This is a genomic window from Synechococcus sp. BIOS-E4-1 (assembly GCF_014279995.1).
Classification (GTDB): Bacteria; Cyanobacteriota; Cyanobacteriia; order PCC-6307; family Cyanobiaceae; genus Synechococcus_C.
In genome coordinates, this window is record NZ_CP047935.1 from 1,029,001 (window position 1) to 1,053,939 (window position 24,939).

Annotated in this window: 36 protein-coding genes and 1 pseudogene; 20 read left to right on the forward strand and 17 right to left on the reverse strand. The window is 51.2% G+C overall.

Annotation, left to right across the window (positions count from 1 at the left end):
* Positions 1–860: 860 nt before the first annotated feature.
* Positions 861–1,196 (forward strand): hypothetical protein, encoded by a 336-nt coding sequence (locus tag SynBIOSE41_RS05045; protein WP_186539859.1) that lies wholly within the window; start codon positions 861–863, stop codon positions 1,194–1,196.
* 49 nt (positions 1,197–1,245) lie between these two features.
* Here the strand turns inward: SynBIOSE41_RS05045 and SynBIOSE41_RS05050 are convergent, their stop codons facing one another.
* Entirely contained in the window at positions 1,246–2,007 is a 762-nt protein-coding gene (locus SynBIOSE41_RS05050) for a hypothetical protein (protein ID WP_186539860.1), read from the reverse strand.
* 22 nt (positions 2,008–2,029) lie between these two features.
* Positions 2,030–2,239: a hypothetical protein gene (locus SynBIOSE41_RS05055; RefSeq protein WP_186539861.1), complete on the reverse strand. Its 210-nt coding sequence runs from the start codon at positions 2,237–2,239 to the stop codon at positions 2,030–2,032.
* Positions 2,240–2,379: 140 nt separating this feature from the next.
* On the opposite strand from SynBIOSE41_RS05055, the gene SynBIOSE41_RS05060 reads away from it, so the two are divergent.
* A complete protein-coding gene (locus tag SynBIOSE41_RS05060) occupies positions 2,380–2,682 on the forward strand; it encodes a hypothetical protein (RefSeq protein WP_186539862.1) in 303 nt (100 codons plus the stop codon).
* Between the two features lie 36 nt (positions 2,683–2,718).
* Positions 2,719–2,967 carry a hypothetical protein gene (locus SynBIOSE41_RS05065; protein WP_186539863.1) on the forward strand — a complete coding sequence of 83 codons (249 nt, stop codon included), beginning with the start codon at positions 2,719–2,721 and terminating at the stop codon, positions 2,965–2,967.
* Here the strand turns inward: SynBIOSE41_RS05065 and SynBIOSE41_RS05070 are convergent.
* Positions 2,952–3,488, reverse strand: coding sequence for a rhomboid family intramembrane serine protease (locus SynBIOSE41_RS05070; RefSeq protein WP_186540833.1), 537 nt, complete (start codon positions 3,486–3,488; stop codon positions 2,952–2,954). The genes SynBIOSE41_RS05065 and SynBIOSE41_RS05070 overlap by 16 nt on opposite strands.
* Before the next feature lie 139 nt (positions 3,489–3,627).
* Here SynBIOSE41_RS05070 and SynBIOSE41_RS05075 point away from each other — a divergent pair, with 139 nt between their 5' ends.
* Positions 3,628–5,163, forward strand: coding sequence for an NAD(P)/FAD-dependent oxidoreductase (locus tag SynBIOSE41_RS05075; protein ID WP_186540835.1), 1,536 nt, complete (start codon positions 3,628–3,630; stop codon positions 5,161–5,163).
* 103 nt (positions 5,164–5,266) lie between these two features.
* A complete protein-coding gene (locus SynBIOSE41_RS05080) occupies positions 5,267–5,932 on the forward strand; it encodes a class I SAM-dependent methyltransferase (RefSeq protein WP_255476028.1) in 666 nt (221 codons plus the stop codon).
* Here SynBIOSE41_RS05080 and SynBIOSE41_RS05085 read toward each other — a convergent pair.
* Both SynBIOSE41_RS05085 and SynBIOSE41_RS05090 read right to left on the reverse strand, forming a co-directional pair.
* Entirely contained in the window at positions 5,918–6,145 is a 228-nt protein-coding gene (locus tag SynBIOSE41_RS05085; protein WP_186539865.1) for a TIGR02450 family Trp-rich protein, read from the reverse strand. The genes SynBIOSE41_RS05080 and SynBIOSE41_RS05085 overlap by 15 nt on opposite strands.
* A gap of 86 nt (positions 6,146–6,231) precedes the next feature.
* Positions 6,232–6,900 (reverse strand): SDR family oxidoreductase, encoded by a 669-nt coding sequence (locus SynBIOSE41_RS05090; RefSeq protein WP_066908214.1) that lies wholly within the window; start codon positions 6,898–6,900, stop codon positions 6,232–6,234.
* A gap of 186 nt (positions 6,901–7,086) precedes the next feature.
* Here SynBIOSE41_RS05090 and SynBIOSE41_RS18000 point away from each other — a divergent pair, with 186 nt between their 5' ends.
* Together SynBIOSE41_RS18000 and SynBIOSE41_RS05095 are read left to right on the forward strand one after the other, a co-directional pair.
* On the forward strand, positions 7,087–7,218 hold the full coding sequence (locus SynBIOSE41_RS18000) for a hypothetical protein (RefSeq protein ID WP_255475962.1): 132 nt from the start codon (positions 7,087–7,089) through the stop codon (positions 7,216–7,218).
* A gap of 3 nt (positions 7,219–7,221) precedes the next feature.
* Positions 7,222–7,425, forward strand: coding sequence for a hypothetical protein (locus tag SynBIOSE41_RS05095; RefSeq protein ID WP_186539866.1), 204 nt, complete (start codon positions 7,222–7,224; stop codon positions 7,423–7,425).
* 232 nt (positions 7,426–7,657) lie between these two features.
* On the opposite strand, the gene SynBIOSE41_RS18005 is transcribed toward SynBIOSE41_RS05095, so the two are convergent.
* Positions 7,658–8,368: a response regulator transcription factor gene (locus SynBIOSE41_RS18005; RefSeq protein WP_255475963.1), complete on the reverse strand. Its 711-nt coding sequence runs from the start codon at positions 8,366–8,368 to the stop codon at positions 7,658–7,660.
* Between the two features lie 220 nt (positions 8,369–8,588).
* Here SynBIOSE41_RS18005 and SynBIOSE41_RS05105 point away from each other — a divergent pair, with 220 nt between their 5' ends.
* The 3 genes from SynBIOSE41_RS05105 to SynBIOSE41_RS05115 all read left to right on the forward strand — a co-directional run bounded on the left by SynBIOSE41_RS05105 (position 8,589) and on the right by SynBIOSE41_RS05115 (position 10,642).
* Positions 8,589–8,765, forward strand: coding sequence for a hypothetical protein (locus SynBIOSE41_RS05105; RefSeq protein ID WP_186539867.1), 177 nt, complete (start codon positions 8,589–8,591; stop codon positions 8,763–8,765).
* A 108-nt stretch (positions 8,766–8,873) separates the two neighbouring features.
* On the forward strand, positions 8,874–9,998 hold the full coding sequence (locus tag SynBIOSE41_RS05110) for an NAD(P)-binding protein (RefSeq protein WP_186539868.1): 1,125 nt from the start codon (positions 8,874–8,876) through the stop codon (positions 9,996–9,998).
* A 485-nt stretch (positions 9,999–10,483) separates the two neighbouring features.
* A complete protein-coding gene (locus SynBIOSE41_RS05115; RefSeq protein WP_186539869.1) occupies positions 10,484–10,642 on the forward strand; it encodes a hypothetical protein in 159 nt (52 codons plus the stop codon).
* Positions 10,643–11,262: 620 nt separating this feature from the next.
* Here the strand turns inward: SynBIOSE41_RS05115 and SynBIOSE41_RS05120 are convergent.
* Together SynBIOSE41_RS05120 and SynBIOSE41_RS05125 are read right to left on the reverse strand one after the other, a co-directional pair.
* Positions 11,263–11,514 (reverse strand): hypothetical protein, encoded by a 252-nt coding sequence (locus SynBIOSE41_RS05120; protein WP_186539870.1) that lies wholly within the window; start codon positions 11,512–11,514, stop codon positions 11,263–11,265.
* A 177-nt stretch (positions 11,515–11,691) separates the two neighbouring features.
* Positions 11,692–12,105 (reverse strand): DUF1499 domain-containing protein, encoded by a 414-nt coding sequence (locus SynBIOSE41_RS05125; RefSeq protein ID WP_186539871.1) that lies wholly within the window; start codon positions 12,103–12,105, stop codon positions 11,692–11,694.
* Between the two features lie 113 nt (positions 12,106–12,218).
* Between SynBIOSE41_RS05125 and SynBIOSE41_RS05130 the strand changes: the two genes are divergently transcribed.
* Positions 12,219–12,569: a hypothetical protein gene (locus tag SynBIOSE41_RS05130; protein ID WP_186539872.1), complete on the forward strand. Its 351-nt coding sequence runs from the start codon at positions 12,219–12,221 to the stop codon at positions 12,567–12,569.
* A gap of 29 nt (positions 12,570–12,598) precedes the next feature.
* On the opposite strand, the gene SynBIOSE41_RS05135 is transcribed toward SynBIOSE41_RS05130, so the two are convergent.
* On the reverse strand, positions 12,599–13,633 hold the full coding sequence (locus tag SynBIOSE41_RS05135; RefSeq protein WP_255475964.1) for a bestrophin family ion channel: 1,035 nt from the start codon (positions 13,631–13,633) through the stop codon (positions 12,599–12,601).
* A gap of 29 nt (positions 13,634–13,662) precedes the next feature.
* On the opposite strand from SynBIOSE41_RS05135, the gene SynBIOSE41_RS05140 reads away from it, so the two are divergent.
* On the forward strand, positions 13,663–13,932 hold the full coding sequence (locus SynBIOSE41_RS05140) for a cupin domain-containing protein (RefSeq protein ID WP_186539873.1): 270 nt from the start codon (positions 13,663–13,665) through the stop codon (positions 13,930–13,932).
* Positions 13,933–13,964: 32 nt separating this feature from the next.
* Here SynBIOSE41_RS05140 and SynBIOSE41_RS05145 read toward each other — a convergent pair whose 3' ends face one another.
* Complete coding sequence (locus SynBIOSE41_RS05145) at positions 13,965–14,213, reverse strand: DUF1651 domain-containing protein (RefSeq protein ID WP_186540841.1); 249 nt, start codon at positions 14,211–14,213, stop codon at positions 13,965–13,967.
* Positions 14,214–14,462: 249 nt separating this feature from the next.
* Here SynBIOSE41_RS05145 and SynBIOSE41_RS05150 point away from each other — a divergent pair, with 249 nt between their 5' ends.
* Positions 14,463–14,648 (forward strand): hypothetical protein, encoded by a 186-nt coding sequence (locus SynBIOSE41_RS05150; RefSeq protein ID WP_186539874.1) that lies wholly within the window; start codon positions 14,463–14,465, stop codon positions 14,646–14,648.
* Positions 14,649–15,163: 515 nt separating this feature from the next.
* Entirely contained in the window at positions 15,164–15,382 is a 219-nt protein-coding gene (locus SynBIOSE41_RS05155) for a hypothetical protein (RefSeq protein WP_186539875.1), read from the forward strand.
* Between the two features lie 126 nt (positions 15,383–15,508).
* Here SynBIOSE41_RS05155 and SynBIOSE41_RS05160 read toward each other — a convergent pair whose 3' ends face one another.
* On the reverse strand, positions 15,509–15,817 hold the full coding sequence (locus SynBIOSE41_RS05160) for a hypothetical protein (protein ID WP_186539876.1): 309 nt from the start codon (positions 15,815–15,817) through the stop codon (positions 15,509–15,511).
* Positions 15,818–16,076: 259 nt separating this feature from the next.
* On the opposite strand from SynBIOSE41_RS05160, the gene SynBIOSE41_RS05165 reads away from it, so the two are divergent.
* A complete protein-coding gene (locus SynBIOSE41_RS05165; RefSeq protein ID WP_255475965.1) occupies positions 16,077–17,120 on the forward strand; it encodes a carbamoyl-phosphate synthase in 1,044 nt (347 codons plus the stop codon).
* Positions 17,092–17,250: a hypothetical protein gene (locus SynBIOSE41_RS05170; RefSeq protein ID WP_186539877.1), complete on the forward strand. Its 159-nt coding sequence runs from the start codon at positions 17,092–17,094 to the stop codon at positions 17,248–17,250. The genes SynBIOSE41_RS05165 and SynBIOSE41_RS05170 overlap by 29 nt, the downstream gene beginning before the upstream one ends.
* A gap of 484 nt (positions 17,251–17,734) precedes the next feature.
* Here SynBIOSE41_RS05170 and SynBIOSE41_RS05175 read toward each other — a convergent pair whose 3' ends face one another.
* Entirely contained in the window at positions 17,735–18,415 is a 681-nt protein-coding gene (locus tag SynBIOSE41_RS05175; protein ID WP_186539878.1) for a TIGR02466 family protein, read from the reverse strand.
* A gap of 204 nt (positions 18,416–18,619) precedes the next feature.
* Between SynBIOSE41_RS05175 and SynBIOSE41_RS05180 the strand changes: the two genes are divergently transcribed.
* Positions 18,620–18,910: a PqqD family protein gene (locus tag SynBIOSE41_RS05180; RefSeq protein ID WP_186539879.1), complete on the forward strand. Its 291-nt coding sequence runs from the start codon at positions 18,620–18,622 to the stop codon at positions 18,908–18,910.
* An 11-nt stretch (positions 18,911–18,921) separates the two neighbouring features.
* On the opposite strand, the gene SynBIOSE41_RS05185 is transcribed toward SynBIOSE41_RS05180, so the two are convergent.
* The 4 genes from SynBIOSE41_RS05185 to SynBIOSE41_RS05200 all read right to left on the reverse strand — a co-directional run bounded on the left by SynBIOSE41_RS05185 (position 18,922) and on the right by SynBIOSE41_RS05200 (position 22,119).
* Positions 18,922–19,464 carry a hypothetical protein gene (locus SynBIOSE41_RS05185; RefSeq protein ID WP_186539880.1) on the reverse strand — a complete coding sequence of 181 codons (543 nt, stop codon included), beginning with the start codon at positions 19,462–19,464 and terminating at the stop codon, positions 18,922–18,924.
* Complete coding sequence (locus tag SynBIOSE41_RS05190) at positions 19,457–20,344, reverse strand: sulfotransferase domain-containing protein (protein ID WP_186539881.1); 888 nt, start codon at positions 20,342–20,344, stop codon at positions 19,457–19,459. Before SynBIOSE41_RS05190 ends, SynBIOSE41_RS05185 begins: the two co-directional genes overlap by 8 nt.
* Positions 20,344–21,420 carry a hypothetical protein gene (locus SynBIOSE41_RS05195; RefSeq protein WP_186539882.1) on the reverse strand — a complete coding sequence of 359 codons (1,077 nt, stop codon included), beginning with the start codon at positions 21,418–21,420 and terminating at the stop codon, positions 20,344–20,346. The genes SynBIOSE41_RS05190 and SynBIOSE41_RS05195 overlap by 1 nt, the downstream gene beginning before the upstream one ends.
* 144 nt (positions 21,421–21,564) lie before the next feature.
* A complete protein-coding gene (locus tag SynBIOSE41_RS05200; RefSeq protein ID WP_186539883.1) occupies positions 21,565–22,119 on the reverse strand; it encodes a hypothetical protein in 555 nt (184 codons plus the stop codon).
* Between the two features lie 115 nt (positions 22,120–22,234).
* Here SynBIOSE41_RS05200 and SynBIOSE41_RS18310 point away from each other — a divergent pair.
* From SynBIOSE41_RS18310 to SynBIOSE41_RS05220, 3 genes and pseudogenes are all read left to right on the forward strand, one after another.
* A pseudogene (locus SynBIOSE41_RS18310) lies at positions 22,235–22,783 on the forward strand (aspartyl/asparaginyl beta-hydroxylase domain-containing protein).
* A 313-nt stretch (positions 22,784–23,096) separates the two neighbouring features.
* Positions 23,097–23,831 (forward strand): peroxiredoxin-like family protein, encoded by a 735-nt coding sequence (locus SynBIOSE41_RS05215; protein WP_186539885.1) that lies wholly within the window; start codon positions 23,097–23,099, stop codon positions 23,829–23,831.
* Positions 23,832–23,844: 13 nt separating this feature from the next.
* Positions 23,845–24,405: a pyridoxamine 5'-phosphate oxidase family protein gene (locus SynBIOSE41_RS05220; RefSeq protein WP_255475966.1), complete on the forward strand. Its 561-nt coding sequence runs from the start codon at positions 23,845–23,847 to the stop codon at positions 24,403–24,405.
* On the opposite strand, the gene SynBIOSE41_RS05225 is transcribed toward SynBIOSE41_RS05220, so the two are convergent.
* Entirely contained in the window at positions 24,332–24,859 is a 528-nt protein-coding gene (locus SynBIOSE41_RS05225; RefSeq protein ID WP_186539886.1) for a hypothetical protein, read from the reverse strand. The two genes, SynBIOSE41_RS05220 and SynBIOSE41_RS05225, sit on opposite strands and share 74 nt — an antisense overlap.
* Positions 24,860–24,939 lie beyond the last annotated feature (80 nt).

Below are 24,939 nucleotides of genomic sequence, written 5' to 3' on the forward strand. Positions count from 1 at the left end.
TTATCCACGGCTCTATCCTCTGCTGCTGTTTGCTTTGTTTTGATTATGTGGTTTGATTTGCTCCCATAGGCTTCTGCCTGTTCTTTTCTCTGGTGCGTCTGACCAGACTGCGACAAGGCTTGTCCTGATCACCAGTAAGATGCCTTTCGGTCCTAGTCTCGGCGAACGAGTTCTCTAACCACATGTCGAGTCGACGGACCGCTTTATGGATCGGCAGCGCTCTCGGCCTGATTGCGATTGTTGCCTGGGTCGCTGAAATTGACATTGTTTTTCAGGAGTCAGCTGAAGAACAAGAGCCAAATCGAAAGTCGCTTGTGATTGACGGTGCTTCGTCTGGACAGAAAGCCGACGTCCAATAACAGTTGATTCAACGTCTTTGGGAGCTTGAGCACGCGTTGTCCAGGGCTCCGAGATTTTCAGCTTGAAGGCCGGCTCAGAGGATTGCAGGCTTGTGGGTCTGAAGCGATGTTGTTTCTAGGTTGTGGTCCGCAACTCTGTGATTGCTTTGACATTGTCCTGATTTTCGGTGGGTGTTTCTGTTTGACCATTCATATAAGCTCCCAGAACTGCGACCACAAATAACAGGCCAAGTAGAAGTAAATATTTCACGCTTCTGTGCCGAGTTTGTTTTCAGCTTACACATCTCTTGCCTGATACGACAACAGTTTTGATTTTGGTAAGCCTGAACGGCTGTTGTTAACTGATTGGTTTGCCATTAACGCTGGACTGCTGATCTTTCTTGTGTGCTCCAGGCGTTGATTGATCGATCGATTCTGTCTGTTTGGTTTTTTGTTGACCTGTTGGTCTGTTTTGACACGCTGATCCAGCTTGATTAGTCTTGCTCTAGTCGCCTTGAGTGCGTGGTACAGACAATTATTTTGGCGTTTCTTGGGCTTGCATGGGCTTTCTATGTAAGAAGAACTAAAGCAACGATCAAAACCTTAAGGTGTCAGCTTCGAGAACATCAGCTACAGGAACATGCAGCGATCAATTGGTGCTGCTGCGCTGTTCAACGGGCGGATAACAAGGATCAGCTATTGCAAGCATTCCGTCAATTTGTTGATACCGGTCGTGAAATCATTGACTTTCCGGACCGTCTCGCTGAATTTATGAGAGTGAATGGTCTGACTGAGGTTCAGCACATGAGGAACATCATTGTGCTTGATAAGGTGTTGCAAGCGTTTGATGAACGTTGATTTCTGCCGATTGGATTTCTTCCTCTGCCTATCGCTCACTGTTGATGGATTAATTTATCTCAGCAGCCGCCTCAGCTTCTGAGGACTTTGCTGGATTGATCTGAATGGAGAAAGCATTGTCCTTGCATTCTCCCGTGACGTCTGAAGCTTCGCCCGCCGGTATTAATGCCACTCCTCCTTTCTTTCCATAGTTTGGCCGACGGTATTGGTCACGTTCTGAGTAGCCAGCTTTGCCAGCATTGCAATCCACCGTCACTGCCACCACCTTGTCACTTCTGACCTCAAAAGATTGTCCCAGATTGAAGTTGAGAGTCGATGAATTGCCTGTTTCATTGCTCAGCGTTGTCTGAATGCTTGCAGGGCTGCAGATACTGGTGACATCTGTTGGTTTGCTGTACTCCGTGGCATAGCTGAACGGTAATTCCTGTGGGAAAACAGTCACGGACATTTGTAGTGGATGGTCTTTCCCTTCCAATCTCTTGTAATCCGTAGGGTAGGTTTCTCTAATACTGTCGTAAACCACCATTTGCAGAAGAGTTGGACTGCACCATGTCACAACTGTCTGTAGTTTTGATCTGTCGATCCCGATGGTCCCCTGTTGGTAAGGACCATTGTTCAGAAATATTTTTTCTTCAAACCGATCCGATGCAGTGCAGCCTGCTAACAGGGTTGAAATTGAAAGAACGATAGCAACAAAGCTCTTCATGTGTTGATCGATGATTTGAATACTGGATGTTGTGTGTAAGCGGCTTGATTCTTTCAGTCCATTTATCTCCATGGCTGTCTGCATTGTTTGCTTGTTTCGTTTCAAGCCGTAGCTCGATGAGGTCGATTCAGGACCCAGGCTTGATCGCTTCCTTGACCGATTCAACGCCTTTCTGTATTGCTTCTGCGGGCACTCTGAGCCTCTGTTGCTGGGTATTGGACCAGATGTTGACGGCGTAGACGATGGCACCACCCACGATCAATGCGGCAAGAACAAGGCCGACTCCGTTGCCCCCCTGTTGGATCACAACAGGCCTTTGCTGTTCCTGATCACTCATTGACCTGCCTCGAATGGTTCATCACTGACATGGTTGTAGCCATTGCCTGTTGTCTTGTCTGTCTGTGCGAATGGGTTTGATCGTTGGCATCGTTGCCGCTATGACGTGCCATAACGTCGCCAGTCCGGAGTGTTAGTGCCATGCTCACCACCAGCACCCGTCTGAAACTGCAGTCCATCCTCCGGCGAATGGCTGATGGTTGTAGTGTCAGCCTGTCTGATCGTGTTTATCTCCAGAAGTTCGCCGACCGAGATCGCACGGTCTCTTCCTGGCTTCGTCGTGCTCGGCGACAACAACTTGCAGGGGGCCATCTTGAAGGTCTGGACAGCCTTCTCGATGGTCTTGATCTTGGCAGTGCAGACCCAGACCAGCAGCACAGCCCCGATGCTGATGACCTCGGCGATTGGTTCGCGGGCGCCGATTCCTGGCTGAGACGTGACTGAGGTTCGCTTAGCGTTGGCTCAGCGCATGCTCTCGTTTTGAACAATACCTCCCGGGGAGTGATTTACGTATCGGTTTGGGTTGTGATCTGGGGCACGGCGTCTTCTCTTGTTGACTGGTTGCTTCTCCACGCAGATCTTTATCAAGAGGGGAGTTTCGGTCAGGCCGCCACCTTCATCGGTTATGGAGCTGCTGCCTCCGTTCTCGCGGTCCGTCTTTCCAGTCGCTTCCTGTTCAAAATCCAGTCTGCAGAAGATGGCGCAGATGCAGATCAGTCATCCAGATGAGCAGGCGCTCGATGCACAGCAAGTGCTGCAAGCAATCCGCCCACAAAGCCGGACGCATGTCCGATCCAGCTCACGCCTGCGGGAGATGCCCAGGGCAGCAATCCTGGTAACGCGCTTCCGTAGAGCAGCAGGGCAATGATGCTCAGCACAATGGGCAGTGGTCGCCTTTCCAGAAAACCGATCAGCACCAGATAGCCCAGCAGTCCATACACCACACCCGATAATCCGTGAGCTCCGACCGGCCAGAACAACCAGATCGGAATCTCCATCACAATCACGGCGATCCACACGCTCAGATAGGCCCTCTGGCTCCGTGCCAGCACCAGATAGCTGAGCGGAAGGAACACCAGGCTGTTGGCGATGAGATGGCCGAAGCCCTGGTGGCTGAATGGTGCGGTGAACAACGACCACCAGGGTGTTCCAGGTCCCATTGCCAGGTTCCAGCGACCGCCGAAAATCAATTGATCCACCAGTTCCTGCAGCCAGGCCAAGCCGAGCAGAATCAGAGGCAGAGCGATCAATGCTTCAACAGGTTCTCTGGGATCACTGAAGCAGTTTTTGGCTGATCCCGGTTGGTCGTGTTGATGACAGCCGGTGATCATGTGTCGGAAGTCAGCTCCGACCCGCTATGAACTGACCAGTCAGCGAGCGGATCACACCATGACCACCAAGTGTGAGGTGATCGTGATCGGCAGCGGTATCGGTGGTCTCTGCTGCGCTGCGTTGTGTGCCAGGGCCGGCCATGAGGTCATGGTTCTCGAGGCCCATGGCCACCCCGGTGGTGCTGCTCACGGTTTCGAGCGGCAGGGATATCAGTTCGAATCGGGACCTTCTCTCTGGAGTGGACTTGGCCGCTGGCCTAGCAGCAACCCGTTGGCCCAGATTCTCAGGGCCTTGGACGAACCTCTGGATGTGATTCCCTATCGGGACTGGGATGTGCTGTTCCCGGAAGGGCATCTGCGCATCGGGGTGGGCGCTGACGGCTTCGAACAGGTTGTCGCTGATCTGCGCGGAACGGCAGCGGTCGAGGAGTGGCGTCGATTCGCTGAGGTGTTGCAGCCGATCGCTGCAGCGGCGGACGCCCTGCCGCTGCTGGCACTGCCTCCGGGTGGGCTCGATGGTCTTGGCCCTCTGCTGCGGCGCAGTGGTCGTTTGCTTCCCCACCTGCCGGCTCTGCGCCATCTCAGCGGTGCCTTCGGCCCACTGGTGGATCGCCACCTTCAGGATCCCTTTTTGCGCCATTGGGTTGATCTGCTCTGCTTTCTGATCAGTGGCATGCCCATGGCCGACACCAATGCCGCTGCCATGGCAACACTGTTCGGTGAATGGTTTGAACCGGAGGCCTGCCTCGATTTTCCCAAGGGCGGGAGTGCTTCCGTTGTGCAGGCTCTGCTGCGCGGACTTGAGAAACATGGCGGCAGCCTGCGCCTTGGAGCCCGCGTGAAGCGGGTTTTACTGGATGGTGATCGGGCCGTCGGCGTCGAGCTGGTCAACGGTGAACAGTTCGCAGCAGATCATGTGGTCAGTAACGCTGATGCCTGGAGTACGGCAAAGCTGTTGCCTGAAAAGACATCACCCTCATGGCGCCGCCAACGTCTCGAGACTCCTGCCTGCGCCTCCTTTCTCCATCTGCATCTGGGCTTTGATGCCACCGGCCTTGAGGATCTGCCCATTCACACGGTGTGGGTTGGAGACTGGGAAAGGGGAATTGATGCCGAACGCAACGCCGTGGTGGTGTCGATTCCGTCGGCTTTGGATCCATCGATGGCGCCTCCCGGTCAGCACGTTCTGCATGCCTACACGCCGGCCAATGAACCTTGGTCTCACTGGAGTGGTTTGGAACGATCCACGGCTGCTTATGACGAACAGCGTGAGCAGCGTTGTGCGGTGTTTTGGCAGGTTCTTGAGCAGCGCATCCCCGATCTGCGCAGTCGCTGCCGAATCGTGATGGAGGGCACGCCCCTGACCCATCGCCATTTCCTGTCGGTGCATCAAGGCAGTTATGGACCAGCGCTGTCGGCTGCAAAGGGGTTGTTCCCTGGTGTGCAGACACCCCTGCAAGGTTTTCTTCAGTGCGGTGCCAGCACCTTCCCCGGGATCGGAATTCCGCCTGTCGCCGCCAGTGGTGCAATGGCCGCCCATGCGATCACTGGACAGCGGTCTCAGAAGCAACTTCTGGAGAGCCTGTCTCTCTGACCAACATCAAACCTGCAGCAGCTGCGTCTTGGTGAGCCTCTGCGGACGCGCTTCGTCGCTGGCTTCTCTAGGTTCCGGTCGTGTTGGAGAGAAGGACTTCCCCGTGGTCGTGCAGGTTTTGAACGACAACGAGCGCTTCAAGCTCGATGACGGTGATGATGCGCTGTTCTACAGCGACCCCCGTTTTGTTCAGCATCTCGATGCAGCGTTCCGCTTGCGCTTGACGCAGCTCTACAGCGAGCGCATTCCCAGTTGTGCAGTAGTGCTGGATCTGATGAGCAGCTGGGTGAGTCACCTGCCCGAGCAACAGCGCTACGAGCAGGTGATCGGTCATGGGCTGAATGCTCAGGAGTTACAGGCCAATCCGCGACTCGATCGTCACTGGGTGCAAAACCTCAATCGCGATCAGACACTGCCCCTTGACGACGCCAGTATCGATTGCACGTTGATCGTGGCCGGCTGGCAGTATCTGCAGCAGCCCGAAGCCGTGGCTGCTGAACTGCTGCGCATCACCCGACCCAGGGGGCAGGTCATCTGTGCTTTCAGTAATCGCATGTTTTTCACGAAGGCACCTCAGATCTGGACCGATGGCGGTGATGGTGATCACCTTCGCTACGTGGCGGAGGTGATGATGGCCCAGGGGTGGCCCAAGCCTGAACTGGTTGCTGAACAGACGCAGCAAACGGGCCCTCTCGGTTGGGTCGGTGCCAAGGGTGATCCCTTTTTCGCCGTGATTGCCACCAAACCCTTGGTTTCAGATCACGTCTGAGTCTTCGCAGGCAATGGGCTGCCAGCCGCTTTGCCATTGCGTCTTGTCCTGAAGCAGGTTCCAGCTCTCCCTGAGTCGCACCTGCGGATCCAGCAGTGAAGCCAGTTCCACCCAGCGTTCAGCACCACGCCCACCTTGCAGAACCACGCGGAAGTGACGTCGTCCTGCTCGAGGGGCAAGGCTGGTCCAGGCTTCGGCCGGTTTCCAGGGCACAGATCTGCAGGACGACGCTGGCGAACATGATCATGCCTCGCGCTGTGCAAGCTTGGTCACGTAGGGGTTGAGTTGAACCGGACGGCTCAGCAGCTGGCGATGGCTTCCTGCAAGCTCACCACGGGCTGTTGCTTTGAGCTGGTGACCTCGAGGATTTTGCCGATCGAATCGGAGGTGTTCAAGGCTTCGAGGCAGCAACGTGCAACCAGACGGCGAGGAATTGAATCGCTCTCCTGCTGGTCAGCTCCAGTCCACAGGACGCCCTCCCCTTCCAGGTCGTCTTCGCGCTCGTTCAGCCCTCCAGGTCTGATCACTGTCCAGTCGAGCCCGCTGTTCTCCAGATTGCGCTCACCCACACGCTTCCAAACCAGGATCAATCCAAACAGGTTGAGAGGGTGTTTCCAGCGCCCTGCGCACAGGGAACTCACCAGGACCACACGGTTGACACCAACACGCTTACAGCTCTCGATCTGGCGTTCGACGCCCCAGGCATCAACTTTCATCGGCCCAGTCAAGTCAACAGATGGACGTGCTCCTGTCGCGATCACCAGAGCGTCCACCCCGCGCAGAGAGTTGTCCAAGGCGTTCGTATCCGTCAGGCTGAGTCGGTGCTGCTCACAGCCTTCTAGTGATGCGGGGATCTGGGATTCAGGCCGCAGCAGCAGCCTGGCCTGATCTCCTGCAGCCAGCACTTCTTCAGCTACACGGAAGCCTGTTTTGCCTGAGGCACCGCTTATGGCAATCGTGCGCGTCATATTCAATGGATGCGAGCACGAAACTTAGCCATAAAGCCCATCACCAGGCCCCGCCCCTAATTCGTGAGCTGTTTTGGGGTGACAGCAGACGTGGCTCCGATTGCCCTCCACCGCCAGGGAGGCATCAGAGCAAAACCACCTCGATGCATAGCCTTACGAATAGACTAGGATTGTTTACATAAATTCATGATCGCGTCGATGACTGGCTGCTTTACTTCCATCGACGTGCTCATCGCTTTTGCTCCCGTGATCGCTGCAGGTGTCGTTGATGTGCTGTCACAACCGACTGACCTGCCTTCCGTTCAGGCAAGGGGCTGATTGATGTCGATCGATTCGCGCTGTAAAGAGCAGCAGTCTGTTGCTGATCAGATGTTCATGGACTTCAAATACACCAGGCCAGGTTCTCAGGAGCAGGTTCGTGCATTGTCGACCCTTAGTTTCCTTTTTGGCATGTGGTCCGATTTTCTGGCGAGCGAAGAGCGCCGAATGACGTCGGCTCTCAATCTTGAGTCTGGTTCGTCGTGATCAGTCTTGTTGGCATCAGCTCTTCGCATGCTGAACGATTCTGGCGTTGATTGATGCTTTTTTGATGTGTAAGAGATATAAATGTAAAATAATTTGCCAAAGTTTCAGCTTTTTGCATTTCAATTTCTTTGTTGAAATCAGCTGATGCAATGTTTGTTGATAGGGTTTGGCATGGCGACAATTTCCTTAAATTATTTATGATCTGAGGCTGTTTTGTGAAATCGATCTTCGGTTATTCGACTAATTCTTCTCTGATGGCCTTGACGGCACTATCTGTTCTGTTCCTTGCGTGGAGTTTTCTGATCACTGCCTGGACATGCTGTCGTGCTGTGACATCTGCTATATGTAATTCCTTGCCGATTTCATGATTGGTCATGCCGTCGCAAACTAATTCAAGAACGTTAAGCTCGCGCTTGGATAAAAGATCACTCTTTCTCAGATGGCTGGGATCAAGAATGTGGTGAATCAAGGGGTCGACGTAATTGATTTTCTCATTGACTGAATGAAGGACGTGGTGAATCGTAAATGTTTCAAATCCGCGCTGCGTCAGGATGATGTTTGCCCTTGAATCCAGTGCTTCCTTCAGTGATGATGGATTGACCGTATTCATTGTCAGCACAGTGATGTGCTTTTCCCCTGATGCGCTCAGGGCCTGATGATGAATGGCGTTGATCAGGCTGATGCCTGAACCATCATCAAGTCGCCCGCTGATGAAGATCAGCAATGGATCGTGAGACTCTTCAATGAGCTCAATGCACTCGCTCTGAGAGGTGCAGACACCGATCAAGTGATCCGTCTTGGATTCCGGGTCAATGGCAAACAGCGTTGCCATTGAAATAGCGGTTGGTTTATGACCGCAGCAGATTAATATTTTGTGCCCCCAGTCTGATTGGTTGATCATCTTCTGCCATTTGTCGAAGCTCTCATTGAGAAGTATTTTCACTGAGGCTTGAGCGCGCTTTACTCAACGTATCAATCCTTTATTTGCTCGTGTGGGGATGATATGGAAGTTCATCCGTTCTGATCGCGTGCTCTTTGAAGTGGTTGATCTCTTCCGCTGAATCTGTTAATCAGCCTGCCTCTATCGGCATTGCATTTCCGCATCTTCAATCCGTCACTGCAGTGACGGATGATGTGAGAGCGTTTTTCTCCTGTGATTGCTGATGATTGCCGTTCAACTGATGGCAGCACTGGTGCTGCTGGGCCTGGTCGCAGTTGCAGTTTGCTTTCGCGATCTCAGGCGCCTGCACCGCGCTTCCTTCGTGGCTTTGAAGGGATGCTTTGTGTTCAATGATTTGAGTATCGATTCCTACGGCGTCAGTGCCCTATCTACGCGATAAGGAGTGTGCACGGAGTTCTGCTCCGGTAAGCGCTTAGGGGGAGTCAAGACGGGCCGCCACCCGTCTTTTTTTGTTGCGTACAGAATCAAGGCTTCTTCATCAGTTTCTATGCCTGGCAGGGATGTTGATCTTGTTGTGATCGGTGCTGGGTTGTCCGGTTGCGCGTTGGCGTCAGCTCTGAGAAACAAGGGTTGGAGCGGGACCATCCAGATTTTGGAAGCGGGCCGAGGACCTGGTGGACGCTCAGCGACCAGGCGACGGCGCGATGACCCTCTCTGGCGCCTGGATCATGGAACTCCGACCCTGAGCTTTCAGTCCGAACCTTCTGGGCCGTTGCGGGAGTTGATGACATCGCTTGAACAACGTGGTGTTGTTCGCGTTGATCACGATTCGGTCGTTGGTCTGAACCACCACGGTGCCGTGGTTGAGCCTCCTGATCACCCTCTGTTGCGCGGGCCGCGCTGGCGAGGCATTCCAACGATGGCAACTGTGGTGGAGACGTTGCTGTCCGATGGCGCAAATTCCGTTGATGCCTGTTTTGGAGAGCGGATTCAGACGCTCTCCAGAGTTGATGAGCGCTGGGTGTTTCCAGGTGGAATTAGGGCCTCGGGACTCGTGCTGAGCGGAACACTCCTCGCCCATCCTCGTTCGTTGGCGATGCTGGGCTGGAGAAATGTGCCCTTGCGTGAGGCTGTCCCTGAGGGGCACGATCCTGTGCTTGATCAAGCACTCGCCTGGATTGCCGGTCTTAACGCAAGCGTCCGTTGGAATCTGATGGTGGAGTTTGCGGGGATGGCTTCCGATCCATTGCCTCGGCAGATCTGGCTAACCCCTCGCGCTCAGCAGCAATTCGCAGTGGAACGCATTGTGCTTCAACGACAGCCGCAGGGGCGTCTTGGCCTGGTGATACATGGTCTTGATGATGGTGCGTTGATCACACCTGAAACACAGCCAGAGTTGATGATTGTTCATGAACAGCGTTTGCTGAGCCTTCTACCAGAGCTTCTACGGCCCTGGCCATCACTGCAGAGGAGGGTCTCCAGTGCTCGTTCACTTGGAGTGATGCGCTGGGGAGCTGCTCAACCCTTGGACGAGGGAATGCCAAAAGCACTGCAGTGGTGCAGGCAAGCCCGTGTGGGTTTCTGTGGCGACTGGATTGCGGGATCTGGTTTCGGCATGGCGGAGGGGGCTCTCCAGAGCGGTCTCGATCTGGCCGAGTTGATCGCGTCCTGAACTTCGACTCTCCTTGGAAGAGGCCGTACCCGTCGTCGGTTCATGCATAACAATCACAGGATTGTGATAACTGCTGGCCGGATACCGCAGAGCGCGTCACAACAGAGAAAAGGTCGTTTCCCATGCGCAGCCGATTTCAGCCTGTCCGGGTTCATGCCAGTGTTCACGATGATGAGCCATGCCAGTGTCAAGACTGTGTGGCTCTGCGCCGTCGTTTGACCCAGATGGTCAATCAGACCAAGCCGTTGCCTGGGACGCATCGTTCTGTTTATCTCTGCCGTTGAGCTCAAACGAATTTCTGATTGTCTTGTCAAGTCAGCACCGGGCTTCTGACAAGCGTCTTCGTTGACAGTCACAGTTGATCTGGTTTGGTCTCGTCACCATTCAGATCACACTTTTGCGATGGCTTGATTCACTTTGAGGAATCACCCAATGTCTCAATCCTGAATACTGAAGCGTTAGAGAATCGTGACGCTCTATTGATAATGAGACGTCATCCGGACACCCTTCTGGCCGCTCATGCCACATGGGCACCAATGCCGGCAGCGCTTGCTGAGGTGGTCTCCTTGCAGCCGCGGCTGTATGAGTTTGCAGCCCACCATCGTGCTGCAGTGAGCATTCACTCCGCTGGCGCACAGTTCTGACGCTCCCTTCCATCGACGTCCTCCAACGCTTCGATTGCTGCTTGACGGCTGGTACGTTTGCGCGAATGCGCTACTTGGCAGTTACTCCAGTGGCTTCAGAAAAGCTTCTGATCATCTTTGGGCAAGATCCCCATTTCAGAGGATGTAAGCCTTGTGTTGATGCGTCATGGTGATGGGTGCAGGGTGCTGAATCAGCCCTTAGAGGCGAGACCGGGGGCTTTTTCAGTGCACTCTCAATGGTGTTCGATCCCCTCGAGATTCCACCGGATGCTCTGCCAGTGGGCAGAATCAAGCTCGTTGATTCAAGGTAATGCAAAGGTGGATCGCAGCTCTGCTTTGCCTGGCAACTGGTCTTTTTGTTTTGGCGAGCGGAGTGAGGACCGATTCCACCATTCACGTGGGTTCAAGAATTCCACCTGCCGAAGCCCATTGTCATCGGGTTGGAACTCGGACTACTGATGAAGGCCGGGTTCTGAATGTTTATGCCTGCCGCCCATGAAAAAGAGGCAGAGTGCCAGCCCTGCCCTGAACTTCTCGTCGTGCTTCCCACTGCTTGGACGCAGGCAAAGCTTCTCTTCATCGCCGGAATCTGGTCGTATGCATGGACACCAAATCGCTGTTTATTGGCCAAAACCCTTATTCGATGATTGCTTTTGAACTTTCTTTGTTTTCGATTCAGTTGTTGCTTCCACAGCAGAATCTTTGAAAAATATCCCATCTAGCCAGATGGTGATGATATAAACAACGATCAGGACTGGTATCAGGACAAGCCACTGATTATCAAGTTCGTAAGGAATTTTCTGAACCCCAAAAATCGCCAGGTATCCGGTGATCAGAGTGAAGATGAATCTGCGAATGCTGGAGGGATTCAAGGCGGGGTGGCGGTTTTGTCGAGTAGTTCACATTCACGGCTGCTATCGCCTCGTGAGGAATGAAAGCGAATGTGAATCGAATCTGTGTAGACGTTTAGGTTCAGTCAACACCTGTGCGACTCACAAGGCATCCAGCTGTAACAACAGTGTTGGTTGAAGAGGTTTGTCTTGGCCTATTCAGGCTTCAGGGATTTCCAGCGCCTCGCCGAGGCTCTCCAGGCGTTGTGCATTCACGCCGAGGTCGGACTCTCCGAGGCGGGAGATGGAGCGTGCCTCCAGAGTGACCGCATCGTTGGCATGAAGTTCAACGTCATCGACGAAACCAAAGATCCTGCTGCTGTAGGTGGCATGCAGGTAGTTGGAACTCTGTTCAATGATCTCTGTGCGAGGAGTGCCTTTGATCCGTTCAGACAGCTGTTTCAGGGCAGCGGAGGAATCAGCAACCTGCCATTGGCTGCTTGCGCAGTGCTCAGGACCTGGGCAGGCACTCAGGTGTCCGCCGTTGACACCCAAGTCGGAGGGCATGGGCCCAACAAAATGGAACAGGGCCAGAACGAACGGGATGGTGATCTGAACCACAATGGAAGGCATGCTGATCAATAGCCAAGGCTTTCATTCATCTTATGAGCCCTGAGTGACGAACATTCCCTGATCGAAGTCATGGGCAGTGATCAAGACAGGAGCAGAAACGTTCAGTCGTCGGCTTGTCTCATGCGCAATCCTTTCCTGATCAGAATGTGTCAAGTATTGGGTCACTGTTTCTCTGTGTGGCTATTGCTTGGAAAGCAGTCCTGTTAGTCATGAGAATCCTGAGTGCAATTCTGCTGGGTTTCCTACTGTTTGCTTTTGGGTCTGGCGCGATTGCAAATGATTTATCCATCTCTGGCAGCGGAAGAAACAGAGAGGTGACCCTGAACAAATTGCTGTCAAAAGTTCCGGAAGGGGCGGCAATCACAGATGCGTCCTGCAAAAGGATTGGCATCGCTGGCCTGAATTATCAGTATCGATGTTCCGTGGCCTGGGAATTCAGCAATCAATACCTGGGCGCACAATAACTGCGGTCTTCATCCCTGCCCTTTTCTGATCAGGTCCAGCGCACGGGATCATCCGATTTGAGGTGTTGCACGTGATCGGTCGCATGATCGAGCAGGTCATGACTGATCGTGAGGCAGATGCTGTCCAGGGGCAGGGAAAAGCTGCTGCAATCTGCGTCAAACGGACCTTCAACATAGGCACCGATCCGTTCCGCCATCAGGAACAGCACCACGATCACCACACTTCCAAAACGACTTTGTGAGTCGGGACCCAGGTCGTGGAAATACAACAGCAGCAACAGAACGAATAACCAGTTCAGAAGCCTGACGAAAACCGCGTAAGACGCTGGGAGTGGTGTGTTGCGGATTCGCTCCAGGCCCCCAATGGCATCGGTGCAGGCGTTGCCTACTTGCATCAGCTGCAGACGTCCGAATCCATCGGTCAATCCTTGGCGATGGAGATCCCCGATCCATACCCCCCTGAGCTGTCCCAGCTGGCGCAGGTTGGTGGTACTGGGCAACTTCAGATCCTGAAGCAATTGATCCTGCAGCTCCCTCAGGTCTCGCTGCCAGAAGTTGCGCAACTGAAAGTTCAGCTGCCAGACGATGGCAACCTGCAGACGCAGCAACTTGCGTTCCTGGCGTCCGGGCGGCCTGCTGCTATCGAGATGGGCCCGCAGTGAGTCTGCCCAGTTTCGGCTCACGTTCACAACGCTTCCCCAGAGTTTCCTGGCTTCCCACCAGCGTCCGATTGCCTGGGTGTTGCGAAAGCCCAGAAAAATCGATGCGGCGATGCCCATGATCCGCACCACGCTTTCATTGGCGGTCCAGTTGCGGGGGATCCAGTCCTGATGGACGAGAACAGTGATCAACAGCAGCACCAGCAGGTCGAAGCGCATGCGCCAGAGCAGCTGCAGCAAAACGAGTGCGTAGTCCTGTCTTCGGGTGCTTGGTGGATAGCCGTAGTCGCCAGAGTCGCTCATGGGCTGCTGTTGCAGTGACTCGATCACAGCCGCGATCATCGCTGGCCAATCACGCATTCCATTGCCCAGGCTCGAAGCGTGGGGCCGGCGCCGAGTAATCATGGTTTCCTGATGCCGCGACCGACCCCGCGATGATCTGTGTGACCTCCAACTGCCCGGAGAGTGTGATCCTGGCCCTGGGTGTTCGCGACTGGCCGGTCTGGGCCTGTGAAATCAGCTCTTTCCCCTGGCATTACGACCAGCGGGAAACCTGTCTGCTGCTTGAGGGTGATGTCACGGTGACACCCGAAGACGGAGAGTCGGTTCGATTCGGTGCTGGCGACCTTGTTGAATTTCCAGCAGGGCTGTCATGCACCTGGCAGGTTCATCAACCCGTTCGCAAGCATTACCAATTCGACTGAGCAAAACGCTGGGTTGCGCGAAAGTTCAGCGCTCAGAATTCAGCGTCAGCGGCCCACTGGGGCCTGCATGGAATCCAACCGACGCGCAGGAGTTCACCCCAGAGGCGTTCAGCAGTGTCCTGGCTCAGATGAACGCGTGTGCTCAGCAATGGTGCTTGGTCTGGAAAAGGTCGCCCTGAATCCACGAACACCCTCGGATCGCATTCCCAACTTTTTTCGTCGGCATGGAAGCGTTTCGTGTCCTGGGTGCTGGGATCCTGGATCCAACCATGGCTTGGCATCGTTTCCGTGGGGTGATCAGGGACGCACGCATCCACTCCTCAGCCTTGAACGGTGCATAGGGGGAGCTCGGAGCCATGGATCCTCTGCTAATACATCTGTTCTAGTGCTGTAGTACAGGTGTGTCAACGCAAGGCTTTGCTGTCTTTTGGTCGTTGCCGCTGTTGGTGTCGTCGCGTTTCCGCCAATGCGTACATTGATGGTTCTGCGAACGGACTGCGGTCCGTCAGGTTCGAGCTGCTGCGACAACGATGATTTATCTGGCTTTCCGCTACGGCAATCTTGAGATGAGCAATCTCAGCGTTGTGGTGATTGTGGCCGCAGGGGTGTTGTCGTTGGTGTTTTTTGTTGTGGCTTCCCTGAACACGGACACCCAGGGGCTGATTGATTCAGCTGTGCAGAAATTTGACGACGACGATTCAGGCCGGCCTGGGTGATCACACGTTTTGCTGCCGATTTCAGCTGGTCAGACAGGGATTTCAGCCTCAATCTCCCAGCCTTGATCCGTGAGTTCTTGGATCTGCAATGGGGCTTCCTGGGATGGAACCTCAACAAGGAGGAAGTCCTTTCCCTGATGGCAGTAAATCCTGGTTTGACCGATCACGGCGGGGGCTCCCGGGTGACACACGACCATCAAACCCAGTTTTGCGTCCAGAGACAAGAGACCTGAGCCAGGCTTTCCTGTTTGCTCACATTGCTGGCTTGGAGCAGGCCCTTCAGCTTCGACGATCTGGTTGGACGTGGTTCGGCGTTCGGTGTGTTGGTGATGTGGCCTGATTGATTTGTTTAGCTTGTTGACGCCCCTTTTTGTGGAGAACTGATCACTGTTTTTGGGCTGATGGTGCGGCTTCATTCGTTGTTTGACTTCAGCTTTCAGGCTCTGTTCGCTGGCGTTCTCGCTTGACGCGATGGTGTCTTCGTTGCTACTGCGCAGTCAGTGATGGATCCGTCAATGTCTCAAGCACGTGAACTGATTAATGCACACCTTTATCCAGTGCTTTTGATCTTTGCTGTGATCTATGGAGCGATCCAGATTTCTCCGCTGGCGAATCAAGCGCGGTATTTCAATCACTGCGTTGACGAGGTGATTCGTGAAAGTAATGTTGAGAAAATGTCGTTCGCAGAAAAGCGCGCTCTGGGCGTGAGGCTCTGCAATGGGACTTCTCTTTGAGGGATTGTTCTCGGAGAATGATGGGACCTTTCAGCGATTTTTTCTCGTCTCGGAGCTGAGGGGAGAGAGGTCTTCTGTTGAATTGTCAGCATTGATCTTGTCTGTCAATTTTTACTCTATATCGCGCTACGAGTCGAATTCTCGTTTGAAATAGTTGGCGGCAATCTCCTCTGGCTTGAACCCTTCCAGTACCAATTCAGCCAGTTCGATCAGCCATGTTCTTCGCATCATTTTCTGATGTGGCTGTCCATCAATGGCGCAGGGAAAGGTCACGTCATAGCCGCGATGCCCAGCAGGAGTCTTCGCCTCTCGACGGGTGATCCCGTAGCCGGCTTCTTGAAGAATGTTGCGCGACAGCTCGTAAGGCGTGACCTGCCTTTGAGCTGCCAACCTCTGGACCCGTCCCATGGTCAGATTTGTCTGTTCTGTCCCCACGCTGCATCGTTTATTGCTTGTCGGCAAGTTTCATCCATATTTTCTCAAATTCACATTTGATACTTGCCACGATTGAGTGCATTTGAGCTGAAGTAAATAAAACTGACTTTTTAGAGTGGGGTGTTGATTAAGAACATCGCCACCCCGCTAAGTGCGGGGTTTTTATTGCCTACAGAAGATAGCAAAGCCAAAACTGCCTACTGCAGCTCGTATCAATATCAAAAGCAGGTCAAGATGCTGAGCTAATGGGTCTTATGCAATGCAGCGTTCCGTACGTCTGTCGCTTTCGCTGAGCGGTGTTGCTGCACTGGCACTCTCTAATGGTGCTCTGCTGCCTGCCAGTGCTCAAGAGGCAGGTGGCGCAGAAGACCTCGGGGTGATGGAGATCAACCTCAAAGACGCCATCAACTTCAACTGGGGGTTTCAAGGAGCCTTGCAGGGAGCAGGCACACCGAATCAAGCTGGTATTGGCGGGTTCTTGCCGCTGTCTGTTGGCGATAACAGCGTCTTGTTTGTTGACGCCCTCGCCAACGTCAATTTCGCTGATTACGGGGGCTACAGCAGCATCATCAATACAGAGGTTGCTGGCACCACCATCAGCACCTCCTCAAGGCTTGGCTACCGCTGGCTGAATAACGATCGCTCCTGGATGTTCGGGGTGAATGCTGGCTATGACAGCCGCCCGATGAACACAGGCAATGCTGATACCGGCGTGGATGTCACTCATAAGCGTGATGTCTTCTTTCAGCAGGTTGCAGCAGGTTTAGAAGCAGTCTCTGAGAGCTGGAATTTCAATGCCTATGGCTTGTTCCCTGTTGGTGATACTGAGCAGGTCTTGAATGACCGTTACCGCGGTGGTGCACTGCATACCTACGGCTTAGATGTTGGTTATGCAATCACCCCTGAGTGGGACGCCTCAATTGGTTACTACTACCAGCATGGCGATGACCTCACAGCGAATGATGCAAATGGTGTACTGGCCAAGCTGGCCTATGAAATCACAGATGGTTTAAGGCTTGGCTTCAACGTCTCCTACGACGAGGCATTTGAAACCAGAGTTTCAGGCAATATCGAATATCGCTTTGGCAGCGGTAATGCAACAGAAGTTGAGAAGAAAAAATGGCAAACACCAGTGATTCAAGCTCTCACTGAATCAGTCAAACATCGTGACGTAAGAGTTCATGATGCCAATAAATATCAAGGCGAAAAATGCAAGACCGGATCAGTATACAGAAAACACAATGGTAGAACTTATCATTGCAAAACAACTTGGAATGGTGGAGGCACTTGGGGATCCGCTTGAGCTGACTGATGTTGATCGTTTGCTGCTGCTGGAATACGCAGAAGCCAAGGGGTTATCCGTTGTGGATCTGGGGCCAACACTGGTGGAAGTGCTGTTGCCGAAAGACCGACAGGCGGGGCTTAATTACTAATCAAGACTGCAATCAACTAGCAACTCCGGCCAATACTCGCTCAGCGGCAGCCTGTTCCACCGGGACGCCCGATCACAGGTGGATCGTTATGGTCTGCAGCCGCAATGGGAACTGAATGACTACCCGATTCACGGGTCTGCTCTTTCATGACTACACCAGTCGCTCTGTGTGCCGTGGTCAAGTGGCGATCACATGAAGCTCAACTTTCAGTAGAGCCTGACATCAAAAGCACCTGTCACTAACATAGAGGTATAAAACTGGGTTTTACAGATCTAAAATGACTTTATCCACAGTTCTTGTGTATGTTTCAATCCCTTTCGTGTTAGTCACGCTGTACTTCGGTACAAGGAATGGTTTTTACAATACAGATAAGTATGACGGAGACGGAACCGCTCATAAAGTTCTAAAGTGATTTAACAAGAAAGGTTGGTTGGATGATGATGACTTCATCGCCATTGGCTAACAACCTGAAATAGATGTGGGCTCAATGCCGGGTAAATTCGCGCCAGTAATTGGGATGAATAATCACTGATTCAGTATTGCCAGATCCTAGTTTTTCACTTGCTGTAACACTGATATCGTATGTAATGCTCCACCTTGGATTTTCCCCTTCGTAAACAGTTACTGAGTGGGACAACCCTGAAGGGAAAACAAGGAGATCAAAAGGCTGTGGAGAGATTTTAGTGATTAGAGCAGGGAATTCCATTTTTGCAGAGTTGATTTTAGGAATATTGGGAAGACTAGGTCTGTCCATATGAAAAACAAGATTTCCACCTGAATCCGGATCACATCGCAGATAAAAAACTGCTGCTAGAACCGAATTAAAATGAGCATGTCGCTTGATCGATGCATCTTTTCTTGTAATTACAGGCCAAGACTTTTGGTGGAATAATGCAATTCGGCTTGAGTCGTAACCCAGGTCACTTAAATACTTGACAACAATCTTTTCGACTTCGACGGTTAGCCAATTAAACTGTTTTAATTGGTGTAAGTGAGCCATACCACCTTTCTGATCCCAAAATTGTTTATTCGACTCATTGCTTTTGTCCTGGAGATTTTGCATGAATTTAATCATGCTTGTCAGCTCTATCTCTGGAGGTCGAAGCTGTGTTTGGGCGATGCTGAACCCAGGAACAGACTTGTAATTGATTTGCGGACTACTCACTGAACTAATGTTGAGCTTGATTAGGGTTAAGCGCCTAGACGAATAACAATTTAGGCTACATTAGCATCATTCAGCATGGAGTAAAATGGCTTAGACCGCGATATATGGTTGATTTGAACCAAAGCTAGCTTTTCAGCTCACGTTGCTCCTAGATTGAGTCAACTGAGTTATAATAGTTCATTCGCTTAATTAAAAATAAAATCGATGCAAGATAATTCTTCATCAAGCATTTATAGGCGTGCTCCTAAGGCCATTTTTACTGACTTAGATGGTGAAACCGCTTTGTTTCAGACTGATACCTGTGAATATTTAGTTCTTAACGCAACGGGATCGGCCATTTGGGAATTGATTGTTTCACCGGCTACATTGCAAGACATTTGCAAACAATTAGTAGAAGACTATGATGTTGATTTTCAAACATGCATGCAGGAAACCTCTGAATGGCTTAAGGAGGCTGTTGAAAGAGAAGTGATTCTGATTGACTCAGTCAATTAGTGCAATGACGATTACATGTTGTATGTACTATCCAGAGCTAGATGCCATATCTCCTCATTAAGAGTATTGGTACCAAGCATGCGAAACCCTAATCTATTTAAGTATTTTCTTATATACGAATTTTGGAGCCTTGGATTGCTGATTTCAACAATTAAATTGTTTGCTCGGTGGTCTCTTGGTCTTTTTGCAGGAACAAAGCCTTCTAAAAATGTCTGATTGAGTCTGTACGCTAAACTTGCATTTCGGAAGCTATCAATAATATACATTCGTTGAAAATATGCATGTGTTCCGAGGTTAAGCTCGGCAAATAACGATCTCAGTTCAACAAAAACTACGCCGACCAGTTCCCCTGATCTATCGCGTATGGTTGCAGCTGGTTTTCGAGATAGAAGGCTTGGTGATCGAGAGTTAACTCCAACTCCTTTCTCTTTGCGCTGATGAACGCCAATTTCTTGACGATATGTAGAGATATTGTTTATCCAAAAAGAATTTAGGAAAGGTTTTAGAGAATAATTATTTTGACCAAAGATGTATTCAATGACTAATTCACTCATCTGAACTTCCAGTATATGAAAAGCGATTCATCACATCTTCCAAACCTTTATATAATCTACGGCGTTGCTCAATGGATAATTTTTCAGCACCTTCGCCAGATTTGCCTGAACGGAAAAAGCGTTCACATCCATCTGGCTTTTCGTCGAATCCACCAACTTCATCTTCGAGTTTTTTTAGGCGATCGATTGATGTATTTGCAATTGCTTGATTAACTAATTCTTCATCTGATGTTAATTCTAAAAATTTCGCCAATTTCAAGAATGTGTTTTGTCCGTCGTCCAGCATATCTTCATAACGAATGACCAATGACGGAAGTTCTGTTTGGTCAACCCATGACTTCACATGTCTGTCCCATCGCCCCATAAATTGTCTAACTTGATGGCCACCGTGGCCTTCTCCTCCTAATAGCGATGCTGATGGGTCCATCAAAAAATTGACGCATCGTGGTAAATCCCAAGAAAAGAAGTGACTTAGAGAGACAGCTACATCTTCAGGGTGACGCAAGATATAAACAACCCCCTTACAGCCATTAGTGCATACAATCGGCCTCCCCTTTGAATCTGGAGATCGAAAAGCATCATGGACTTTATGAAATCTCTCTCCTTCTGCAAATAGGTTGGCAGTTTGCCCAGCTAGCCCCCTTAAAGGGTCTAATTCAGCATAGCTAAGGTCACACGTATTGATTCCTAGCTGATCATTTAACCAATGACGTGATGATGCTATTGCACCCGTTTCTACGTCTCTGTTCAGGTTAAGTTCTTCTCGCTCTTCTTGTCTTACTGAAAGACGTTTTAATTCAGGGATGAATACACGGCACCAAGTGTTACCCGATTTAGGGTATGAAGCAAGATACCAGTAGCCTTGGTCTTTCTTCGCCATCACTGAACCTCCCTTGCTTCCGTTTTGATCTGACTTTCTGTGTCATTGTTATTGTCTGATTCTGATAACGCATGGGGTGCTAGGAGATCAACGTTATTTAACGCCCTTTTCATTTCTTGAATATCATCTGGAAGAAAAAGACGGTGTAATTCAAAGTTCTTTGCCAAAGATGCAGCATGCATAAATAGTTGTTGTTCTTTTTGCATGCCTCGATAAAATCGTGGTTGATATGCTTTGTTGCGTAAATGCAAGAGAACCCTTTGTTGTTTGATTATATGCCACGTGGAGATTTTAGGTTCGGATTTTTCCTCTTCTTTCTTTTCTCCCCTCTTGGGTCTCACTAAATCATAAATTGTACTTAATGGAATCGACTGATTGAGAATAGTTGGATATGTTGGCATGATTGAGTATCGCTTTAATCCCTTACGAACTGGTGGGAGGTTGTCTCTATTTAATTCTAATTCCATCGTTGCATCCAGCCATAATTTAATTTGTTGAACTCCAGGCCAGGCCAGGCCGTTAGAATCAACATGTGTTATTTCACTACTTAGAAGTTTCCAGCCATTTTCTTGAAGACAGAAAGCTAGTGTGGATTTACCGCATGCTGGCTCCCCTAATAATAAGACGGCTTTGCCTTCCTTCACTATTGTTGTTGCATGCAGCATCAGATTTCCTCTCTGAATCATGAGTGCTCCAAGAGCAGTACTAACTAGAAATGTTCGCAAATCACGATCACTAACACTGTCATCCCATCGCTCCCATTCAATAGATTGGCCCTGACTAACGCGGAACCATCCAATCCCTTCAAGGCTCAAACGCCAATCATTGTCTGACATTTGAACAATCGCTGTACTATGTTCACTGATTTTCAGCTTTGGCCAACTGGTTCTATTTGATCCAGCAATTTTGACCTTTTCAGCAGCATCTTGCGGGGCAGGATGTTTGACTAACTCTGGTAGGACCACGTCACTTGTTATCGCCAATCCAAAGGCAGTGTATATTTCGAGATCAGTGTTGCTTGAATTCATTTTTCGCCTTGTTGTGATGATGATGGCAAATTCAATTGCTGATCCCACTTGATAATATCATTCTTTGCTTGCCACCCTGTATTGGCGCCCTTTTTTTGTACATCGTGTGGTTTTAAAATTAGTCTAATTTGATTTAAGTGTTTCGCTTACTATACCTTTTACTCAATTCCTTTCTGCGCTTCGCTCTATGTCTTATTTTGTTTCCAATGGTAATTGCCAGATCTCATAACCTAAATGGTTGGTGCCTAGCATCCTGAAGCCAAGTCGAAAAAAATATCGTCTCATTACCGGAGTTCTTAACCCTGGATTTGCATTTTCTGCCATTAAATAATGAGCTCGAGGATCGCGTTTGCTTATTGCTTTTTTGAAATTCTTCAAAAACGACTTGTATAGTTGACTTGATAAGCTGATACACCTTTGTGAATTGTGTGTATACATTCTTTGAAAGTAAACATATTCGCTGGAGTTTGATGGGCTTTCTGTTTTGGTTAGCGCCACTGATACTATTCCTAAAATAGCGCCATTTTGGTCTTTTGCTACGGCGGCGGCTTCTTTTTTTAAAAAGGTGATATTGCCAAGCTTAGCAGATGTATGTGTTGTTCGCTTCATTTGAGTTGATCGCTGATGGCTGCTCATTTCTTCGTCGTATGATTTACTAAATTTACTCCAAAACAGATTAATTTCCCTCGATAAATTCGACTCCTTTTCTCCAAATATAAACTCAATTGACACCTTTTGCTTTTCCATCAAGAATCTCTCTCCGTAGTAATTCTGTTCTTGGGTAAGTGTTGTGTCTTCATCTGTGATTTATCTGAATCGTTTAACTCCGGCCTATAATGAAGTGATGCATTGAGACGTTTGAGTGGGTACAGACTTCTCACGATACACATTTGTCGACAGTCTGGAAAGCAAATGGAAGCTGATCCTCTCTGAGCTTGAATCTTTGCTTCTGAAGGAAGTGGGATCCCGGAATAATTATTTTGACTTCTGGCATGAGCGGGGTATCTATGAAGGGCAGTGGAAGGTCTTTGGCTTCTACGCATTTGGGGATAAGTTATCACATAATTGTGAACTCTGTCCTATTACGACTAAGATTATCGAGTCAATACCTGGTATGACCACAGCAGGTTTTTCTGCAATGAAGCCAAACACTCATATTTTGCCGCACAAGGGATATACCAGTGATGTTCTTCGATGCCATCTTGGTCTAATTGTTCCGTATATGGCTTCAGCCACTAATTCGGATAGTAACGTCAACGAAAACAAACCTTCATGTGCTTTGAGGGTTGGCAGCAGTACTTATTCGTAGCAGCAAGGCAAAGCTTTTATATTTGATGATACTGAGGTGCATGAAGCTTGGAATTTCAGCGATCAGTCAAGGTATATTTTGTTAGTTGATTTTTTGAAATAGTTTCCCTCTTTTTTCTGGAATGCCTTTTTATGCTTGTGTTTCACGTGTTAGTTGTTGTGTTTTTTTTGCGAAATCTAATTACTTTTGTTCGATGGTTGTCGTTTGCTAGTGATGTCTTTCCCCGTCCGTCTTCCAGCTTGGTGCCCTGATTTCATCATTCCCTTCGTAGAGTTGTCAGGTTATTGCTTCTCTGAGCATTCTTTTGCCACACCGGGTTGACTCGTCAATGTGGTGTCCCATCGCTTCTATTTGCTGAATTAAAAGCGCTGGAAATACCGGTTGAAGGTTTGCTGGATGTCTGCTCATCACCGTCATGAATGCACCCGAGGCGCTGTCACGCCGCATCGCTGAGATTCCTTCCATGTCTAGTGGGTCCAGGCGATTGGTTCTTCTCCTGACCCAGCTTGGTGACTTTGATTCGATGGAATATGCCCAGGCGTTAGTCCCTGCGCTGCCCAGGCTCGAACAGGCAGGGATTCGCCCCCTCGCCATTGCGATTGGCGATCAGGCAGGGGCAGAGCGCTTCTGCTCGTTTACGGGGATGCCGCCGGAGTTGCTTCAGGTGGAGCCTGATTCCCAGTTGCATCAGGCTCTTGGCCTATCTCCCGGTCTTCAGGCTCCAGGAGGGCCCTGGCCATCGCTTCTGCTGATGTGTGCCGGCGTTGGTTCCCCAGGAACTCTGGCCGAGGTGTTGCGTGGCTACACCGGCGACCGTTCAGCGGCTCAACGCTTTGCTGCTGATGAAACCGTGTCGACAGGTGTTCTGCCACCGATTCCTGCCGCTCTGTTCCGGCGGGCTGGCGGCGAGGGTTTCCAGCGCCCATTTGAGCTGGCCACGGTTCGCCTGCGCAACATGAATGAGGTGCTCCGTCATTGGAGCACGTACGTGCCGGATGATCGCTTCATCACGCAGCGTGGCGGTACCTTCCTGCTGGATAGCGACGATTCCCTCCTCTACGTCTACCGCGATCGTGGCATCCTTGGATTTTCGGCAACAATGCAGCGCCCACTTGCATTTCTCGATCCCTGGCTGAATGATGCCGATTGATCAGGAGACTGTGATGAGTCTGCCTCCCTGGCGCGCAGTTGTGCGTGGAGCTCGTCAACGTGAGGGGCGATCACCTGGAGCCACCTGGCTGCAGCTGGCCACTGCTGCATCAGACGGCACGCCCCGCGTGCGCACCCTGGTGTTTCGAGGTTGGAGTGCTGCAGGAGAACTGGAGCTGCTCACCGACGTTCGCAGTGACAAGCCTTCTGAGCTGCTGAGTCAGCCTAGGGTTGAACTCTGCTGGCTGTTCCGCAAGGCCAGAGAGCAGTTTCGTCTGCGTGGCACGGCGGTTCTGGTGAGTGCTGAGCAGGAACCGGAGACGTTGCTCGATCATTGGCAACGCCTGTCACCGTCCGGTCGCATGGTCTGGGCCTGGCCGTCTCCCGGTGAACCCTTTCATTCGCAAGGACCCTGGCCTCAGGAGGTTTCCGATGACGAGCCGATCTCCGCTCATCTGCTGATCATGCGCATTGCCCTGGATCGTGTGGAGCAGCTCGACCTCAAGCCCCATCCCCACCTTCGCCGTTGCTGGACAGTTCAGGATGGCTGGTCCGAGCAGCGTCTGAATCCCTGAGGGTCCACAAGGCCAACCCTCCGCCCCGGCCTCGTGCAACCAACCACCCCTCTGGGCGGCGGCTGATCAGGGCAAAAAACGGCTCCCGACCTTCTTCCGGTGATGGCAATTCACGCTTTAACAGCGTCAAGCGGCCGAGCAGCAGTTCCACCTGCTCAAAGCGGAATTTCAGCAGTGGTTGGCGGCCATTCAGTTCGCCTGGGCCTGTGAACTGGAGGGTGAGACCTGACAGGTTCACGGCGTTGCGCAGTTGAAGTCGATCGCCTGATCCATTGCTGATCTCAAGGCAGGCGCCGATGCGTCGCAGCAGCCAGCCGTTGAGGACACTGGCTTTGGTTTGTCCCTTGGGCCAGATGGTGTTCAGTTGCCAGCACCCCACCAGGTTGCTGGCGGTCAGTCCTGAACCGGCTCGCCGAGCCTGCTTCTCTAGATCCAGTAATGCGCTGTGATCCATGTTCACGGTTCAATCGAGCGGGAGTGATGGTGTTGCTTTGTTTCGAGGATGTCATGGCAGGCATGTGCTGATCGACTGTT

What these genes read in the sequence shown, in the direction of transcription:
- SynBIOSE41_RS05055 (WP_186539861.1), bottom strand. Translation starts at nt 2,239, where the DNA reads ATGAGTGATCAGGAACAGCAAAGGCCTGTTGTGATCCAACAGGGGGGC.
- SynBIOSE41_RS05060 (WP_186539862.1), top strand. Translation starts at nt 2,380, where the DNA reads ATGCTCACCACCAGCACCCGTCTGAAACTGCAGTCCATCCTCCGGCGA.
- SynBIOSE41_RS05075 (WP_186540835.1), top strand. Translation starts at nt 3,628, where the DNA reads ATGACCACCAAGTGTGAGGTGATCGTGATCGGCAGCGGTATCGGTGGT.
- SynBIOSE41_RS05090 (WP_066908214.1), bottom strand. Translation starts at nt 6,900, where the DNA reads ATGACGCGCACGATTGCCATAAGCGGTGCCTCAGGCAAAACAGGCTTC.
- SynBIOSE41_RS18000 (WP_255475962.1), top strand. Translation starts at nt 7,087, where the DNA reads ATGATCGCGTCGATGACTGGCTGCTTTACTTCCATCGACGTGCTCATC.
- SynBIOSE41_RS05095 (WP_186539866.1), top strand. Translation starts at nt 7,222, where the DNA reads ATGTCGATCGATTCGCGCTGTAAAGAGCAGCAGTCTGTTGCTGATCAG.
- SynBIOSE41_RS05105 (WP_186539867.1), top strand. Translation starts at nt 8,589, where the DNA reads ATGATTGCCGTTCAACTGATGGCAGCACTGGTGCTGCTGGGCCTGGTC.
- SynBIOSE41_RS05110 (WP_186539868.1), top strand. Translation starts at nt 8,874, where the DNA reads ATGCCTGGCAGGGATGTTGATCTTGTTGTGATCGGTGCTGGGTTGTCC.
- SynBIOSE41_RS05115 (WP_186539869.1), top strand. Translation starts at nt 10,484, where the DNA reads ATGAGACGTCATCCGGACACCCTTCTGGCCGCTCATGCCACATGGGCA.
- SynBIOSE41_RS05125 (WP_186539871.1), bottom strand. Translation starts at nt 12,105, where the DNA reads ATGCCTTCCATTGTGGTTCAGATCACCATCCCGTTCGTTCTGGCCCTG.
- SynBIOSE41_RS05135 (WP_255475964.1), bottom strand. Translation starts at nt 13,633, where the DNA reads ATGATTACTCGGCGCCGGCCCCACGCTTCGAGCCTGGGCAATGGAATG.
- SynBIOSE41_RS05140 (WP_186539873.1), top strand. Translation starts at nt 13,663, where the DNA reads ATGATCTGTGTGACCTCCAACTGCCCGGAGAGTGTGATCCTGGCCCTG.
- SynBIOSE41_RS05145 (WP_186540841.1), bottom strand. Translation starts at nt 14,213, where the DNA reads ATGCCAAGCCATGGTTGGATCCAGGATCCCAGCACCCAGGACACGAAA.
- SynBIOSE41_RS05150 (WP_186539874.1), top strand. Translation starts at nt 14,463, where the DNA reads ATGATTTATCTGGCTTTCCGCTACGGCAATCTTGAGATGAGCAATCTC.
- SynBIOSE41_RS05155 (WP_186539875.1), top strand. Translation starts at nt 15,164, where the DNA reads ATGTCTCAAGCACGTGAACTGATTAATGCACACCTTTATCCAGTGCTT.
- SynBIOSE41_RS05165 (WP_255475965.1), top strand. Translation starts at nt 16,077, where the DNA reads ATGCAGCGTTCCGTACGTCTGTCGCTTTCGCTGAGCGGTGTTGCTGCA.
- SynBIOSE41_RS05170 (WP_186539877.1), top strand. Translation starts at nt 17,092, where the DNA reads ATGGTGGAGGCACTTGGGGATCCGCTTGAGCTGACTGATGTTGATCGT.
- SynBIOSE41_RS05180 (WP_186539879.1), top strand. Translation starts at nt 18,620, where the DNA reads ATGCAAGATAATTCTTCATCAAGCATTTATAGGCGTGCTCCTAAGGCC.
- SynBIOSE41_RS05185 (WP_186539880.1), bottom strand. Translation starts at nt 19,464, where the DNA reads ATGAGTGAATTAGTCATTGAATACATCTTTGGTCAAAATAATTATTCT.
- SynBIOSE41_RS05190 (WP_186539881.1), bottom strand. Translation starts at nt 20,344, where the DNA reads ATGGCGAAGAAAGACCAAGGCTACTGGTATCTTGCTTCATACCCTAAA.
- SynBIOSE41_RS05200 (WP_186539883.1), bottom strand. Translation starts at nt 22,119, where the DNA reads ATGGAAAAGCAAAAGGTGTCAATTGAGTTTATATTTGGAGAAAAGGAG.
- SynBIOSE41_RS05215 (WP_186539885.1), top strand. Translation starts at nt 23,097, where the DNA reads ATGAATGCACCCGAGGCGCTGTCACGCCGCATCGCTGAGATTCCTTCC.
- SynBIOSE41_RS05220 (WP_255475966.1), top strand. Translation starts at nt 23,845, where the DNA reads ATGAGTCTGCCTCCCTGGCGCGCAGTTGTGCGTGGAGCTCGTCAACGT.
- SynBIOSE41_RS05225 (WP_186539886.1), bottom strand. Translation starts at nt 24,859, where the DNA reads ATGGATCACAGCGCATTACTGGATCTAGAGAAGCAGGCTCGGCGAGCC.